Raw genomic sequence first — 15,005 nt, 5'->3', positions numbered from 1 at the left:
AGCATGGGCATCAGACTGACGCAGGCGCCGGCGGAAGAGCCGGTCACGGTGGATGAGGCAAAGCTGCATCTGCGCGTGACCGACTCCGGCGAAGACGCGCTAATCGCAATGCTGATCAGTGCCGCGCGGGTTCACGCCGAAAACGTGTGTCGTCGCGTCTTCGTGACTCAGAAGTGGGACCTGTTCCTCGACGCGTTCCCGTTCTACACCTACTACGGCGTAATTCCGGGCTATGTGCCGGTCGACCAGCTGCCGTCTGCGTGGATGACGATGCGCAATTACGCCGTGCGCTTCCGCGGCAGCAAGATCGACATCCCGTTTCCGCGCCTGCAATCAGTCGATGCCGTGAAGTACATCGATACGAGCGGCGTGACGCGGACGCTTGACCCGTCAGCCTACGTTGTCGATCCGATTAGCGAGCCTGGCGTTTTGACGCCGGCGACCGGCACCTACTGGCCCGATACGCAGAATACGACGAATGCGGTGCAGATCAGCTTCACCGCGGGCTATGGGGACGCGGTCGACGTGCCAGCCGGCATCAAGTCGTGGATCCTGCTTCGCGTCGGCGCGTTATATGAGAACCGGGAAGAGGTGTCTGTGGCGACGCGCGTGACGGTGCAGGAATTGCCCTACGTCGACACGCTGCTCGACCCTTACCGGATCATGGGATACGCATGATGATCGCTAACCGCGTCAGGTGCACCATATCCGCATTCCTCACGGCCCGTCGCTTTGGGCGAGGGATCACGATCGCGCTAATGCTGTCACTTCGGATGTTGGCCACCGGGAAAACTGGCCGTTATCGGATAAGGAGCTGGTAATGCGCGCTGGCGAACTTCGTCACCTCCTGACGTTTCAGGCCAAGTCGGCCGAGCAGGATGAGTTGGGCGAGCCGATCAATGCGTGGGTTGATGTTTTGACCTGCCGTGGAAAGGTCTCACCGACGACCGGCCGCGAACGCCTCGCCGCGCAGGCCGTTCAGTCGTCAGTGACGCATTCGGTAACTGTGCGCTATGTGCCGCAACTCGCGAACCCGAAAGACGTCGCCGCGATGCGCATCGTCTTCGGGACGCGGATTTTCGACATTCACGACTCGATCAACGAGGACGAGCGAAATCGCATGATCACGTTGATGGCAGAGGAGGGCTTGAACAATGGCTAACTCCGCCGAGGCGATCGTAGTTGCGGCGTTAAAGTCGCTGGTGAGCAACGCGGATGGAAGCTTTCGCATTTATCCGGACGTAGGGCCCACGGGCGTCGGCCGCCCCTACATCACTTACCAGGCTGTCGGCGGCCAGTCGCCGAACTATTTGAGTAATTCCGTCGATCTGCAGAACGCCCGCATGCAGGTCAACGTCTGGGCTGACACGCGTGCCGCAGCGACGGCGATTATGCAAAGCGCGATCGCCGCGCTTTCCGCCGCGCCCATCAGGGCCACGACGCTTGGCGCGCCAGTGAGCGCGTACGAGCCCGACACGAAGTTGTACGGCTCGCGCGAAGATTTCTCTATCTGGTTCTATCCGTAACGAATCGCGGCCGGTCTCGGCCGGCATCAGCTTTAACCACCGACCCGCCCTGAGCGGGTTTTTTCATTTGTGAGGTCTGAAAAATGCCTTCTAGCACTGCGATTTCCGCTCAGGGATCGACTCTTTCCGTGTCCGGCGGCGCCGGCGTGGTGAAGAACATCACCGGCCTTGCCCTGGGCTTCCCGACTATCGTCGCCTCGGCGGCGCATGGTTTTTCGAACGGCGACATCGTGACGTTTGGCGCCCTGGCGGGCAACACGACGTTGAACGGCCAAACCGCCGTCATCAAGAATGTCACGGCGGGCACGTATGCCGTCGACATTGACACCACCGGCGGCGCCGCGTGGACCGCAGGTGGTACCGCGACGCCGGTTGCATGGACGCCGATCGGCAACCTGAACAACTTCAAGGGCTTCGACGGTACGGCAAATGAAATCGACAAGACGAACCTGTCGAGCACGGCTAAGGAATTCATGCTCGGCCTGCAGGACTTCGGCCACTTCACCTTCGACGTCGACAAGGATTTCACCGATCCGGGCCAGGTCGCATGCGACGCAGCGAAGCGCGCCGGCACGCTGAAGCAGTTTAAGTTGACGCTGCCCAATACCCGGACCGCAACTTTCAGCGGCTACGTTAAAAACAGCCCGCTCGACGGCGGCGTCGATCAGATCCTGAAGACGACCGGCGTGTCGATCCGCATCACCGGCGACGTGGCCTACGCGTAACTGCGGCCGCGTTCGACATTCATCCCAGCAAACAGGAATTCACGTGCCCATTCTCAGCAAAGAAACCAAAGCCGCCATCCTCGGCGCCGTCCACCTGAAAACCGAGTCGGTCGACGTTCCCGAATGGGGCGACGGCGTCTCCGTTCACGTGTCGGAAATGTCGGGTCTCGCGCGCGACGCGTTCTACGCGCAACGCCAGGCTGGCAAGGTTCCGATCAGCGAGTCGCAAGCCGGTCTGCTGCTCGCGACCGTTGTCGACGAATCCGGCGCGCTTGTGCTCGACGAGTCGGACATCGCGAACCTGCGCGCGCAGGGCACCGCGGCGATCGATCGGATTGCCGCGGTCGCCATTCGTCTCAACGGCATGCAGCCGACGGCGGTGGAGGACGCAGTAAAAAACTCCGCAGCCGCCCCGAGCGGCGATTCTGGCTCCAGCTCAGCATCGACTTCGGCCGCCCAGTAAGGGAATTGCAGCAGCAAATCACCAGCGCGGAGTTCGTCGAGTACATGGCCTCGTATCAGCTCGACCGGCGGGGCTCTCATTACGACGATCTCCGTGCCGGCACGATTGCGTCGATGCTCGCGAATATCAATCGCGATGTGAAGGTCAGGAAGGAGTCGTTCGGGCCGCTCGATTTCATGACATGGAATGAGCATGTCCAGCAGGTGACGGAAGAGGCGAAGCCGGTGTTGCTCGACGATCCTGATGCGCAATCGAATCTTCTGCTTTCGATGATGTTCCCGAGCAAGGCGAATTGATGGCCAAGCCCTTCACGATAGAAAACCCGGAAGCGTTGACCGATGCTCTCCGGGGACTCGACAACATCGCGAGCGAGCCGGTTTTGCGGCAGGCCGCGGTCGCCGGCGCGCGCGTTTTCTTCGAAGAGATGAAGGTGCGTGTTCCTGTCGGTATCCGCTCGTATGAGCGCAAGGGTACGAAGATCTACCCGGGATTTCTTCGCGAGCATCTGCTGATTGCCTACGACAAGGACCAGTCTGTCGAAGGGCGTATTGCGTCGTACATCGTGACGTGGAGCAGGGACGCGTTTTACGGCCGTTTCGTCGAAGCTGGCACCTCAAAAATGGCAGCGCAGCCGTTCTTGCGCCCGTCATTCGACACGAAGAAGACTGCCGCTGCCGACGCGGTGGATGCAGTGCTTCAGCAAAAAATTTCGGAGTTGACCCGTGGCTGACAAGGAAACACTGATTCGCGTTTCGCTCGATGCTACCGGCGTTGAATCCGGCGTCGAGCGCGCGAAGCGCAGCATGGACGCGTTTATTGCCTCGCAGGAAGCGGCTGCGCAGCGCACGCAGGCGGCGCAGGCAGCTATCGCCGAAGCAGCCGAGAATGGCAGTGAAGCGAGCTCGCGCGCGATCAACTCGCTTGTTCAGCAAGTCGCCCGGATGTCAGAATCGTACGGCTTGAACAATCGCCAGCTTATCGAGCAAAAGGCCGCGGTTCTAGGCGTCTCCGATTCGATCGCGCCGTACATCGATAAGATGAATGCGGTCGATGCCGCCACCAGGAGAGCGGCGGAGGCGCAACGAGAATTCAACGCGGAGCAGGCCCGCTTGGCCTCGAATCAGGCTTTCCTTGCATCGCTTCAAACGCGCGCTGATACGGTCGGCATGTCGGGCGCCGATTTGCTGGCGTACCAGGCCCAGCAGCGCGGGCAAGCAGCCGATGCGGCGCCGATCATCGCGCAGATCCGCGAGAAAGAAGCTGCACTCAAGCAACTCGCCGAAGCGCAGCTCATGGTGAACGCTGCCGAGGCCGGGGAAAGCGAAGCAGAGGCGACGGCGCGCATCTCAGCTATGGTTGCAGCCTCGCTGGAGGCAACCGCTGCGATAAGCAGCACGACCGATGCGGCAGACCGCTATGCGTCGAGCGTGGATGCGATGGCTGCTGCGGCGACGGCTGCCGAGCGCGCCAATACCGGAATCGCGACCTCGGCGCGAGCCGCGGCGACGGCGCAAGCAGCGGTGACCGCGGAATTCAAGGCGGCATCCACGGTGATCGGAACGGAAGCCGAAAAGGTCGCCGAGGCGCTCGGCCGCCAGCTGACCGCGCTCACCGCGACACAGGCGCAGATGGTTGAGTACGACGCGCAAATGGCCGGTTTCACCGAGGCTGAGACGGCGCAGGTCGCTGCCATCGCGAAAGAGATCGAGTTGCGCAAGCAGCAGATTGCGCTCGGCGAAGAGATGGCGGCCGCATATGCCGTCGAGACGACGGCGGCCCACGGCGCGGCCGGTGCCACGGCTGGAGTTACCGCAGAGATCGGTGTGCTGGGCCGCGAAGCAGCGAGCGGCAATTTCACTCGTCTCGCGAGTTCGTTTACCCGGTTTCTCTCGCTCGCGGGCGCGCTCGATTTGCTGCTGAATCCGCTGTCGATCACGATTGCGGGCGTCGGGGCCGCGATGTATATGGTGGCGAGCCAGAACGAGAAAATGAACGAGGCGCTCGCGCTGACCGGTGGTTACGCGGGCGTCACCGCTGATCAATTGCGCAACATGGCGACCGCAGCGACGGCGGGGGGCGCGACGTTCAACACGGCCGTCGAGGCGGTCACGGAACTGGCCGCGACGGGACGGTTGACCGGCGAAGAAATCGAGAACCTCGGGAAGACGGCGGCCGATGCGGCGACCTATACGAGCATGTCGGTCAAGCAGATGGTCGACCAGTTCACGAAACTTGCCGAAGAGCCCGTCCAGGCTTCGGTCAAGCTGAACGACCAGTATCACTACCTGACGGCCGCGACATACGATCAGATCGCAGCGCTGGAAAGGCAGGGCGACGCGACCGGCGCGGCGAAGGTGGCCGTTGAAGCGTTCTCCCAGGCGATGGATGATCGCACGAAGGAGATTGCCGCCAACGAGGGGATCATTCTCGCTGGATGGCGCGACATCAAAGCGATGATCAATGGTGCGATTGAGGCCGTTGGATCGTTCGGCGCTGCGGCGACGCCTGGGCAGGTAGTCGCGCGGCTGCAGGACAACAAATCGGCGCGGCTGCCGATCGGTCAATGGTCGCCCGAGGACGAGGCGGAGTTGCAGAAGGCGATTTCGACGCGCGATGCGGCGGTCAAGGCAGCGCAGGATAAGGCGCGCACCGAGCGTCAGAACCAGCAGACCATCGACGCCAAGCACGCGTACGACACGTTCAATTCGCAGTTCGCTACGCCGGCGGAGAAGCGCGCCAAAGAGATCCAGAAATATCTCGATACGATCGCGGGGCCGCTCGGATTGAGCCCCGAGCAGCAGCTCGCCGACGAAGCGAATATCGACGCGAAATACAAGGATCCGAAAACGCCGAAGCCGAAGGCAGTTCGGGACGATGCCGGCGCGCGGATGCTGCAACAGCTCCGCGACCAGCAGGCCGCACTCGACGCGCAGCTTTCCACCACCGGAAAGCTGACGACCGCAGAAAGCGAGCTCGCCAAGTTCAACCAGCAGGTGAGTGACTGGAAGAACAAGACGCTCACGCCGCAGCAAGCGAGCCTTATTGCGGACCAGGACGCGATTCGTGCCCAATTGCAGAAGAACGTCGAGCTCGAGAAAGAGATTCAGCATCGCGAGGACGTTCAGAAACTGCAGGAGCGATCGGCGCAGATCGACGCGTCGATGGCGAGCTACCAGAAGGGCCAAAACGATCAGTATGGGCGCCAGCTTGGCGCTTTCGGCATGGGCTCGGAAGCGCAGAAAAACGCGCAGGCCGTGAAATCTGTCTATGCCGAGTATCAGCGGCTGCAGGAGCAGCTCGATAAGGCCACGCCGAAAGACCTGATTGGAGGTGCGGATTATGTGAAAGCCTCAGCAGACATCAAGGCGGGGCTCGACCAGTCGCTGCAGGATTACGACGCCTACTATGCTTCGCTGAAGGCGAAGCAGGCTGATTGGACCAACGGCGCGTCGGCGGCGATCGCCAACTATATGGACTCGGCGCAGAACATGGCTGCGCAGACCGAATCGGCCGTTACCAACGTCGCGAAGAGCATGGAAGACGCTTTCGTCTCGCTAGCGACCACCGGCAAGTTCAATTTCAAGAGCCTGGCCGATAGCGTTATCGCGGACATTATCCGCATGCAGGCGCGCGCAGCGATCTCCGGTCTCTTCAATATGGCGATCAGCGCGGCCGGCAGTTATTTCGGCAACACCGGCGCGACGTTCGCGGCCAATGCGCAGGGCGGCGACGCTCTCGATAACCTGGTGAGCAGTTCGGGTGGCTGGGGAACGATTCCGGCGCGCGCGAGCGGCGGCCCGGTTGACGCTGGCACAACGTATCTCGTTGGCGAGAAGGGGCCGGAGTTGTTCAATCCCGGCGCGTCCGGAACGATCACGCCGAATCACGCGATTACTTCGTCGAGCAGCGGCGACATCAACGTGACCGTACCGGTTTCCGTCCAGGGCGGTGGCTCGGCCGATGATCAACGCAATGCTGGCGATCTCGGCATGAAGATCAAGCAGGCCGTGCAGGCCGTACTGCAAAACGAGCGTAAGCAGGGCGGCGTGCTCTGGAAAACGCAAAACGGGATCGCGTAATGGCCGACACATTCACGTGGGTTCCAACGGTCGCCGGTACGTCGGGCAGTACGACGGAGCGTGTACGCAAAGCACAATTTGGCGACGGCTATGCGCAACGTATCGCGGACGGCATTAACGGAGAGTCGTCGAGCTTCAACCTCCAATTCACCGACGACGCTGCAACGATCACCGCGATCCTCGCATTCCTGAAATTGCATGCCGGCGCAACGTCATTCAACTGGACGCCGCTGCTGTGGACCACGCCCGGGCTTTTCACGTGTGAGAAGTATTCGCAGCCGACCAAGGACGGCAGCGCCTACACGATCACTGCGACGTTCGATCAAACCTTCACTCCCTGAGCCCCATGGCAAATCTTCAGAAAGTAGCCCTCGGCACTCCACCGGACGGCAAGGACGGCGACGCTGTTCGTACGGCCAATGTGAAGGCCAACGGAAATGTCGACATCCTGAATGCGCAAGCCGCCCTCACAACCTACCCGAACCAGATCACGTCTAATCAGGATTTGCCTGCGGACTGCGTCGGCAAGCGTGTCAACATCTATAACTCCAATAACGTGGGGCTACCGCCCGCGAGTGCGGCCGGAGTGGACGGCTATATCGTGCTGCGTAACGTCGGCACGGTCTCTACGGGGATTTCTCCCGGCGCAGGTAACCCTACTGCTCCGCAAGCCGCGTTCATGTCGCTTCATCCGGGCGAGTCCGTGGCGTTTGACACGGACGGCGTCAATCCGTGGAGAGTCCTGTTTAGGGGGCGAGGAAGCGCGAACGAGACCATTGACGGGACGCTTACCCTTGGCGCTGGTATTGCGGGGAACTTGTCCGCCACCGGAAAGCTAAACGGTGCCAACAGTCCGAACCTGTTGCTCAATGGGTCTGGGGAGCTGGGAAATACTGGTTGGCAGACCAGCAATTTCGCAGCGCTGGTGGGCGGGTCAGGAGAGGGGACGCTATTCTCGAACGCAAACCCGGTCTCGGTGACAACCGTGGACAGCGCCACTCCTTTTGCGATTACCGCAGGCGCGCCATTGGCCCTTTCGGCCAAGGTGTATACGGGCGGAATGACAGCGGGGGCCGCCGAAGTCGACGTGCAATTTTTCAATTCGGCGATGGCGCCCATCGGGTTCTCCGATTCGCGTCTCACGTTTCCGTTCGGCCAAGGGTTCACAACCCTCAATACGACGTTTACAACACCTTCCGGTACCGCTTACGCGTGCGTTCGGAAATATGCTGACGCTGCGTCCGGCAATCCTGCTGCCGGCGCTTTTGGTATTCGATTCGGCAGCATCAAGCTGGAGAGTGGGAACAATTCTTCTCTCTACTCTCAAGAGGCAAGTGTTGCGTATTTGAGTGGGACGGCGACCGATACAACCGCGGGTCTTACCCGCACCGCCACGCAGGCGGAAGTGAACGCTGGAGTTGTAGATTATCCGGCTGTTGTCACTCCAAAAAAACTGCGTCTGGGGTTCGCGGCGCTCTTTGGAACGACAGGTTTTATAGCCTTTCCGACATGGCTGGGCGGCCTCATCTTTAACTGGGGGCAGGCGTCAACCAATAGCGGCGGGGATGCAACCGTCGCATTCACGAAGCCATTCACGACAGCGCAGTTTGTATGCATTCCCGTCATCGTGAGCAACTACACGAACTGCCTGCTCACCATGACGGGCTTCACGCTCACTAACGCGAATTTCCACGTGAACGACTACACCGGAAGCGGCGGAGTCCGGCCGCTGCAGTACCTCGCAGTAGGAATCTAGATGGCAATCAACGCAGACATCCAGCAGCTCGAACCTGGCGCGTTAGTTGAGCTATTCGAGGTCGACTGCACAGCGATAGGCGGCGACGTGCTGCGCTTTCATGGCCACCTTCAGTCGACGTCGATCTTCTGGCAGGGCAACGAATACAAACCGTGGCCGATTCAGGCAACTGGCTTCGAGCACACGTCGGATGCGCAGCAGCCTTCGCCGACGCTTTCGGTCGCCAACCTAAACGGAACCATTTCCGCGCTGTGTGTCTTTCTCGCCGATATGGTGGGCGCAAAGGTGCGCCGCCGGCGCACGCTCACGAAGTACCTCGACGCGGTCAACTTCGCGGGCGGCAATCCGACGGCCGACCCTAACGAGGAAATGGCGCCCGAGCTTTGGTACATCGAGCAAAAGAGCAGCGAGACCAACGTCCAGGTCGATTTCATGCTGGCTTCTGCGCTCGACTTCGGTGGGCAGCAACTGCCGGCGCGGCAGATCGCGCCGATGTGTCAGTGGATGTATCGGGATGCGAACTGCGGCTACACCGGTACTGCGTATTTCGATGTGAACGACAACCCTGTGACCGATCCTGCGCTCGATCGATGCAGCAAGCGTACCAGCGGGTGCGAATGCCGGTTCGGTGTCAACCAGCCGCTCAGTTTCGGCGGCTTCCTCAGCGACAACCTTTCCTGATGAACGAGACGACCAAGAACGCGATCGCGGCGCACGCGCTCGCGGAGTATCCGCGCGAGTGTGTCGGGTTCATCGTCGACGCTGTCAACGGCGAGACATATCTGCCTTGCACGAATCGGGCGACGAAGCCGGAAGAGGATTTGACGGTATCAGGGCACGACTATGCCCGTGCCGAGGATTTGGGTCGAATCGTCGCGTTCGTGCATTCGCATCCGGGCATGCCGGCGCGCCCCAGCGGCGCGGACCGTTCTATGTGCGAGCGGTCCGGCATTGGCGCGTGGGTGATTGTGTCGCTCGGCGTGCAGGAAGACGGCTTGATCGGCATAGACGATTGGTGCGAATTCGGTCCGACCGGCTACGTCGCACCCCTGATCGGGCGGCAGTTCGTGCATGGCGTGCATGACTGCTACGACCTGATCAAAAGCTACTACCTGCTTGAGCGTGGCGTCGAGCTGCCCGACTTCGAACGACCGGACGGGTGGTGGGACGACGGCAAGTCGAATCTCTATCTCGACAATTTCGCGGCCGCCGGCTTCGTCGACATGGGACAGGAAGCCGAGCTGCAGCGCGGCGACGTGCTGCTGATGCAGATCCGCAGCAAGAACGGCGTGCCGAATCACGCAGGCATCTATCTCGGCGATGGCGTGCTTCTGCATCATATGTATGGCCGGTTATCGGGCCGCACCGTTTGGGGCGGCATGTGGGTGCACAGCCTGCGCACGGTGCTGCGCTACAAGGGATAAAAAAATATGAGCGACACACTCAGAACCGTACGCCTCTATGGCGTCGCGGGGACGCGGTTCGGCCGCATTCACCGGCTGGCCGTGTCATCGACGCGCGAGGCGGTGCGCGCGCTGTGCGTGACGGTGCCGGGCTTCGAGAAATTTATGATGAACGCCAAAGACAACGGCCTGACGTTTGCCGTCTTTCACGGCCGGCGCAACGTCGCCGACGATGAGATCGAGCATCCGGTCGGCAGCGACGAAATCCGCATCGCACCTATCCTCATCGGCAGCAAGAACGGCGGCCTGTTTCAAACCATTCTTGGCGCCGCGCTTGTCGTCGTCGGAGTCTTCACCAGCGAGTTCGGCGGCTCGACACTGATCGGCCTCGGCGCTTCGATGATGCTCGGCGGCGTCATGCAGATGCTCAGCCCGCAAACCAGCGGGCTCGCCGGGGCTGGTCCCAACAACGGGACGTCCTATTACTTCAATGGTCCCGTGAATAGCGCGGCGCAGGGCGAGCCCGTTCCACTGGTGTACGGCCGGATGACGGTCGGCTCCAAAGTCATCAGCTCGGGCATCTTCGCCCAAGACCAGAACTAGATATGCGCATCCAAGGTTCGAAGGGAGGGGGCTCGGGCGGCACGCCCAGCGAGTCGCCGGATAGCCTGCACTCGATCGCCTACGCCAAGGTGCTCGACGTCATCTCCGAGGGGCCGATCGCCGGTCTTGCGAACGGGCTTCAATCCGTGTTTCTCGACGGCACGCCGATTCAGAATAGCGACGGCTCGACGAATTTCTCGAACTACAGCGTCGATACCCGGACAGGCACCCAGGATCAGACGTATCTGTCGGGTTTCCCGGCGGTCGAGAATGAGACTGCCGTCAGCACGCCTTTGACGTCGGATTCGCCGTGGGTCCACCAGATCCAGAATACGCAGCTCACCGCGGTGCGCATCCGGTTCGGTGTGCCGGCGTTGCAGAAGTCCGACGCGTCGACGGGGAATGTCACTGGATACCGCATCGAGTATGCGATCGATCTCGCGGTTGATGGCGGCTCGTATGCCCAAGTGGCGTCAGGCGCGTTCGATGGCAAGACGACATCGCTTTACGAACGCAGCGTACGCATCGAGTTGCCGGCCGCGACGACGAGCTGGTTGGTACGCGTGCGCCGCATCACACCGAACGCTCACAGTTCGCTGATCGCCGATACGATCAACATTGAAGCGATCACCGAAGTAATCGACCGCAAGCTCCGCTATCCGATGAGCGCGCTGGTCGGGCTGTCGTTCGACGCCCAGTCGTTCAGTTCGGTGCCGACTCGCTCGTATGACATCAAGGGTCTTATGATCCGGGTGCCGACGAACTACGATCCCGAGGCGCGGGTGTATTCGGGGGCGTGGGACGGCACGTTCAAGACGGCATGGTCCAACAACCCGGCCTGGGTGTTCTACGACCTGGTGCTCAATGCGCGCTACGGGCTCGGCAATCGCGTCGACGCGTCGATGGTGGACAAGTGGGGGCTTTACGCGATCGCACAGTATTGCGATGTGATGGTCTCGGACGGCAAGGGTGGCCAGGAGCCCCGATTCACCTGCAACTGTGTAATCCAGACGCAGGCCGACGCGTACAAGGTGTTGCAGGATCTGGCCACTGCGTTTCGCGGCATCGCTTATTGGGGACCGGGCTCTGTCGTGGCCGCTGCCGACATACCTGCAGATCCGGACTACGTCTACACGGCTGCCAACGTCATCGACGGCCAGTTCAAATACGTCGGGTCGGAGCGCAAGACGCGATATACGACCGCGCTCGTAAGCTGGAATGACCCGGCGAACCAGTTCAAGCAGGCTGTCGAGCCGGTCCCTGATGACGATGGCATCGCTCGATACGGCGTCGTCAAGGCGCAGATCACGGCGTTCGGTACAACGTCACAGGGGCAGGCGCACCGGCTTGGGCGGTGGATGCTGCTTACGAGCCGTTATGAGACCAACACCGTCTCATTCTCTGTCGGGCTGGACGCGACGCTATGCGCGCCCGGGAAAATCATTGGCGTTGCGGACCCGGCGAAGGCAGGGCGCCGCATTGGTGGCCGCATCCGGACGGCGGCGGGAAGGGCGATCACTCTCGATAAGGCTCCGGTCGTCTCGGCGGGAGACACACTCACCGCGATTTTGCCTACCGGTGTCGCGCAGGCTCGCGCGGTCTCGTCGGTCGACGGCGACACGGTGACGGTCTCGTCGGCGTACGACCAAGACCCGGTTACGGACGCGGTATGGATGCTGGAGAGCGCAGACCTTGCGACGCAGCTTTTCCGGGTGGTGAGCATTCAAGAATCGTCGGACAACGACCAGACCACATACACCATCAACGCGACCCAGCACGAACCAGGCAAATATGCCGCGATCGACAATGGAGCGGCAATCCAGGTGCGGCCTGTGACGGTAGTTCCGCCTTCGGCGCAGCAGCCGCCGACTGGCGTGACGACTTCGACGTATTCGGTGATCGATCAGGGCATTTCGAAGACCGTCATGGTCATCGCATGGAATTCTGCCGACAAGGCTGTTTCGTATCTGCCCGAGTGGCGCAAGGACAACGGCGAGTGGGTTACGGTCAACTCGACGGGCGGCCTGCAGGTCGAGGTCGCGGGAATCTATCAGGGCACATATCTCGCGCGAGTGCGTGCGGTGAATGCGATGGGCGTTACGTCGGTCCCCGCCTATGGCGTGGACACGGCGCTGACCGGAAAGACCAGTCCGCCGCCGTCACTCGTATCGCTTGCGACCACAACGCAGGTCTTTGCGATCCAGCTCGACTGGGCTTTCCCTGCGGACGGTTCCGCCGGCGACACTCAGCGAACCGAAATCTGGTACAGCCAGACGAGCGATCGCAGCACTGCCGTGAAGCTATCCGACTACGCTTATCCACAGGCTCGCGCGAGCCTGATGGGTTTGGCTGCCGGCCGCTCGTTCTTTTTCTGGGGGCGTCTCGTCGACACGTCGGGGAATATCGGGCCGTGGTACCCGACCGGAGCTGGCGTCAACGGACAGAGCAGCAGCGACGCAACCGAGATCCTGACGTACCTGACAAATCAGATTACGCAGGGACAGCTCGCGCAGGACGTGCTTGCACCGATCCAGGCGATTCCCGGCATCCAGCAGTCAGTCGCGGACAACGCCGCCGCCATTACCACGGAGCAGCAGGCGCGCGCCGCAGGGGACACGGCGCTTTCAACCCGGCTCGACCAGGTCAGTGCGCAGGTCGTCATTCCGGCGATGGCCGGCGCCACGGGCGACTATGCCGGATCGACTCAAGTCTACGCTGGTGTGTGGTCGGAGCAGTCGGCACGCGCCGAGGGCGATCTCGCTCTCTCGCGAGATCTTGAAACGACGACAGCGCAAATCGCGTCGACAAGTGCGAAGCTGCTCGCGACGATTCAGACTGAAACGCAAGCGCGCGTTGATGCGGACAGTGCTCAGGCATCGCAGATCACGACGGTGCAGGCGCAGGCAAATGCCAATGCCGCGGCAGTGCAGACAGTGGCGAGCTCGTACGCAGATTTGAACGGCCGCGTGGCCGCGTCGTACCAGATCAAGACGCAGATCACGTCCAACGGGCACACCTACATCGCCGGGATCGGCGTGGGCGTTGACAATAGCAGCGGCGTCGTCGAGTCGACGGTGCTGCTATCGGCGAGTCGCGTGGCTATCCTCGACCCGAACGGCAGTGCAGTGAGCTCACCGTTCGTCGTGCAGGGCGGGCAGGTATTCATCAGTCAGGCGTTCATCGGTACGAGCTGGATCCAGAACGCGATGATCGGCGACATCATCCAATCGACCGCCGTCGGCGCCAATGGCCAGCCGCGGTGGAAGCTCGACAAGAACGGAACGCTGACGATGAATGGGGCGAACGGCGGGAGTGGCTATCTCACGCTGAGCGATTCAACGTTGCTGGTGTACGACGGCAACGGCACGCTGCGCGTTCGATTGGGGCTCTGGTGATGGCGGCAGGACTTCAAATCTGGGACGCGTCGGGTAATCTGGTGCTCGACGCGTCGTACCGCGTGATGCGGATTATCAGTTCGCAGTACATCAACGGGACCGGCGGCAGCATCGTTGATTCCCGGTTTGCGCAAGGCGGCTTCGTCTCGTTCCAGCCGGAAGTGTGCATTGGCGAGGGTTACTTGTCGGGCGGCGTTATCTGCCCGCAATTCTCGATCAGCGGGAGCACTTTAACCTGGACGTACGCAGCGAAGCATAGCTCGCAATACGACATTTACCAATCGGGAACGCTGTTCTATGGGACCTATTAAATGACTGCAGGCTTTCAGGCGTTCACGGATTCCGGCCTCGTGCAAATTGACGGCGCCACATCGAATTATGTGCTTCGCCAGACGTTGGCCGTGACTGCCGCCGCCGGGACGTTCCCGATGATGAAGTCAAACGGGAGCACTCAATACACGGCGCAAGGGAATGTCTGTTCGTTCTCTGTGTCGGCCGTATCGCCGCTGATCGTGCTGTACAGCCCGAATGCGTACGCGACGATCCTGAAAGTCACGAATCCGAGCGGCAACACATGGAACGTGCTTCTGTGGGCAAGTGCCGCCGCGCAGATAGCCGTCTACATATTCGACCGGTCTGCTGCCGCAGCGCCGAGCGGGGCCGGGTACGGCCTGCAGGTGTTCGATGAGAGTGGCACTTTGATCGCAGACGCCAGGCAGCGCATGGCCCGAGTAATCGACGTTCAGGCCGGCAACGTTCGCGGCGCGGGGCCGGGATTCGGCCAATTGCCGCACGTCGACACCGTTTCATATTCATGGAATTACCCGACGGTATCGAAAATCGGCGTGGGTGCAATTGGCACGTCATTGATCGGCATGTCTAGCGGGAGCACCGGAAATTACAACATCAGCGCCTTACAGACTGCCGGGAACGCCGTCAACTTCCTGTACCAGTATTACTCGTTCGGAGGCGCTTCTCACCCAAGTAACGACGTGTGCTTCGGCTCGCAATGGGATTGGCGATTCATGGCCGTTGACTTAAGCAATATCTAGGAG

16 protein-coding genes are annotated in these 15,005 nt (G+C 61.3%); all 16 read left to right on the top strand.

What is annotated here, in order from left to right; genetic code table 11:
* Positions 1-3: 3 nt before the first annotated feature.
* The 16 genes from B0G83_RS16320 (at position 4) to B0G83_RS16245 (ending at position 15,002) form a co-directional block, all read left to right on the top strand.
* A complete protein-coding gene (locus B0G83_RS16320) occupies positions 4-678 on the top strand; it encodes a head-tail connector protein (RefSeq protein ID WP_105508416.1) in 675 nt (224 codons plus the stop codon).
* 142 nt (positions 679-820) lie between these two features.
* Positions 821-1,162 carry a phage head closure protein gene (locus tag B0G83_RS16315; protein WP_105508415.1) on the top strand — a complete coding sequence of 114 codons (342 nt, stop codon included), beginning with the start codon at positions 821-823 and terminating at the stop codon, positions 1,160-1,162.
* Positions 1,155-1,526, top strand: a complete 372-nt coding sequence (locus B0G83_RS16310; protein WP_105508414.1) for a DUF3168 domain-containing protein — start codon at positions 1,155-1,157, stop codon at positions 1,524-1,526. The genes B0G83_RS16315 and B0G83_RS16310 overlap by 8 nt, the downstream gene beginning before the upstream one ends.
* Before the next feature lie 83 nt (positions 1,527-1,609).
* Complete coding sequence (locus tag B0G83_RS16305) at positions 1,610-2,251, top strand: phage tail tube protein (protein WP_105508413.1); 642 nt, start codon at positions 1,610-1,612, stop codon at positions 2,249-2,251.
* A 43-nt stretch (positions 2,252-2,294) separates the two neighbouring features.
* Entirely contained in the window at positions 2,295-2,714 is a 420-nt protein-coding gene (locus B0G83_RS16300; RefSeq protein ID WP_105508412.1) for a hypothetical protein, read from the top strand.
* A gap of 5 nt (positions 2,715-2,719) precedes the next feature.
* Positions 2,720-3,010, top strand: a complete 291-nt coding sequence (locus tag B0G83_RS16295) for a hypothetical protein (protein WP_105508411.1) — start codon at positions 2,720-2,722, stop codon at positions 3,008-3,010.
* Positions 3,010-3,444 carry an HK97-gp10 family putative phage morphogenesis protein gene (locus tag B0G83_RS16290; RefSeq protein WP_105508410.1) on the top strand — a complete coding sequence of 145 codons (435 nt, stop codon included), beginning with the start codon at positions 3,010-3,012 and terminating at the stop codon, positions 3,442-3,444. The genes B0G83_RS16295 and B0G83_RS16290 overlap by 1 nt, the downstream gene beginning before the upstream one ends.
* Positions 3,445-3,517: 73 nt before the next feature.
* Positions 3,518-6,793, top strand: coding sequence for a phage tail tape measure protein (locus B0G83_RS16285; protein ID WP_146120243.1), 3,276 nt, complete (start codon positions 3,518-3,520; stop codon positions 6,791-6,793).
* The gene (locus B0G83_RS16280) at positions 6,793-7,134 is read left to right on the top strand and encodes a phage tail protein (RefSeq protein WP_105508408.1); all 342 of its coding nucleotides are present in this window, start codon (positions 6,793-6,795) and stop codon (positions 7,132-7,134) included. Before B0G83_RS16285 ends, B0G83_RS16280 begins: the two co-directional genes overlap by 1 nt.
* A 5-nt stretch (positions 7,135-7,139) precedes the next feature.
* Complete coding sequence (locus B0G83_RS16275; protein ID WP_105508407.1) at positions 7,140-8,549, top strand: hypothetical protein; 1,410 nt, start codon at positions 7,140-7,142, stop codon at positions 8,547-8,549.
* The gene (locus B0G83_RS16270; protein WP_105508406.1) at positions 8,550-9,230 is read left to right on the top strand and encodes a phage minor tail protein L; all 681 of its coding nucleotides are present in this window, start codon (positions 8,550-8,552) and stop codon (positions 9,228-9,230) included.
* Positions 9,230-9,973: a C40 family peptidase gene (locus B0G83_RS16265; RefSeq protein ID WP_105508405.1), complete on the top strand. Its 744-nt coding sequence runs from the start codon at positions 9,230-9,232 to the stop codon at positions 9,971-9,973. Before B0G83_RS16270 ends, B0G83_RS16265 begins: the two co-directional genes overlap by 1 nt.
* Positions 9,974-9,979: 6 nt before the next feature.
* A complete protein-coding gene (locus B0G83_RS16260; protein WP_105508404.1) occupies positions 9,980-10,555 on the top strand; it encodes a tail assembly protein in 576 nt (191 codons plus the stop codon).
* 2 nt (positions 10,556-10,557) lie between these two features.
* Positions 10,558-13,950 (top strand): host specificity protein J, encoded by a 3,393-nt coding sequence (locus tag B0G83_RS16255; RefSeq protein WP_105508403.1) that lies wholly within the window; start codon positions 10,558-10,560, stop codon positions 13,948-13,950.
* Entirely contained in the window at positions 13,950-14,261 is a 312-nt protein-coding gene (locus B0G83_RS16250) for a hypothetical protein (RefSeq protein ID WP_105508402.1), read from the top strand. Before B0G83_RS16255 ends, B0G83_RS16250 begins: the two co-directional genes overlap by 1 nt.
* The gene (locus B0G83_RS16245; RefSeq protein WP_105508401.1) at positions 14,262-15,002 is read left to right on the top strand and encodes a hypothetical protein; all 741 of its coding nucleotides are present in this window, start codon (positions 14,262-14,264) and stop codon (positions 15,000-15,002) included.
* Positions 15,003-15,005: the final 3 nt, after the last annotated feature.

It is taken from the genome of Paraburkholderia sp. BL21I4N1, from assembly GCF_002973525.1.
Classification (GTDB): domain Bacteria; phylum Pseudomonadota; class Gammaproteobacteria; order Burkholderiales; family Burkholderiaceae; genus Paraburkholderia.
The sequence above is the reverse complement of the archived record's forward strand: the minus strand, read 5'-3'. Positions and strand labels throughout refer to the sequence as shown.

Bases quoted from the DNA above. Each gene is read 5' to 3' on its own strand.
- B0G83_RS16320 (WP_105508416.1), top strand. From the start codon at position 4: ATGGGCATCAGACTGACGCAGGCGCCGGCGGAAGAGCCGGTCACGGTG.
- B0G83_RS16315 (WP_105508415.1), top strand. From the start codon at position 821: ATGCGCGCTGGCGAACTTCGTCACCTCCTGACGTTTCAGGCCAAGTCG.
- B0G83_RS16310 (WP_105508414.1), top strand. From the start codon at position 1,155: ATGGCTAACTCCGCCGAGGCGATCGTAGTTGCGGCGTTAAAGTCGCTG.
- B0G83_RS16305 (WP_105508413.1), top strand. From the start codon at position 1,610: ATGCCTTCTAGCACTGCGATTTCCGCTCAGGGATCGACTCTTTCCGTG.
- B0G83_RS16290 (WP_105508410.1), top strand. From the start codon at position 3,010: ATGGCCAAGCCCTTCACGATAGAAAACCCGGAAGCGTTGACCGATGCT.
- B0G83_RS16285 (WP_146120243.1), top strand. From the start codon at position 3,518: ATGGACGCGTTTATTGCCTCGCAGGAAGCGGCTGCGCAGCGCACGCAG.
- B0G83_RS16280 (WP_105508408.1), top strand. From the start codon at position 6,793: ATGGCCGACACATTCACGTGGGTTCCAACGGTCGCCGGTACGTCGGGC.
- B0G83_RS16275 (WP_105508407.1), top strand. From the start codon at position 7,140: ATGGCAAATCTTCAGAAAGTAGCCCTCGGCACTCCACCGGACGGCAAG.
- B0G83_RS16270 (WP_105508406.1), top strand. From the start codon at position 8,550: ATGGCAATCAACGCAGACATCCAGCAGCTCGAACCTGGCGCGTTAGTT.
- B0G83_RS16265 (WP_105508405.1), top strand. From the start codon at position 9,230: ATGAACGAGACGACCAAGAACGCGATCGCGGCGCACGCGCTCGCGGAG.
- B0G83_RS16260 (WP_105508404.1), top strand. From the start codon at position 9,980: ATGAGCGACACACTCAGAACCGTACGCCTCTATGGCGTCGCGGGGACG.
- B0G83_RS16255 (WP_105508403.1), top strand. From the start codon at position 10,558: ATGCGCATCCAAGGTTCGAAGGGAGGGGGCTCGGGCGGCACGCCCAGC.
- B0G83_RS16250 (WP_105508402.1), top strand. From the start codon at position 13,950: ATGGCGGCAGGACTTCAAATCTGGGACGCGTCGGGTAATCTGGTGCTC.
- B0G83_RS16245 (WP_105508401.1), top strand. From the start codon at position 14,262: ATGACTGCAGGCTTTCAGGCGTTCACGGATTCCGGCCTCGTGCAAATT.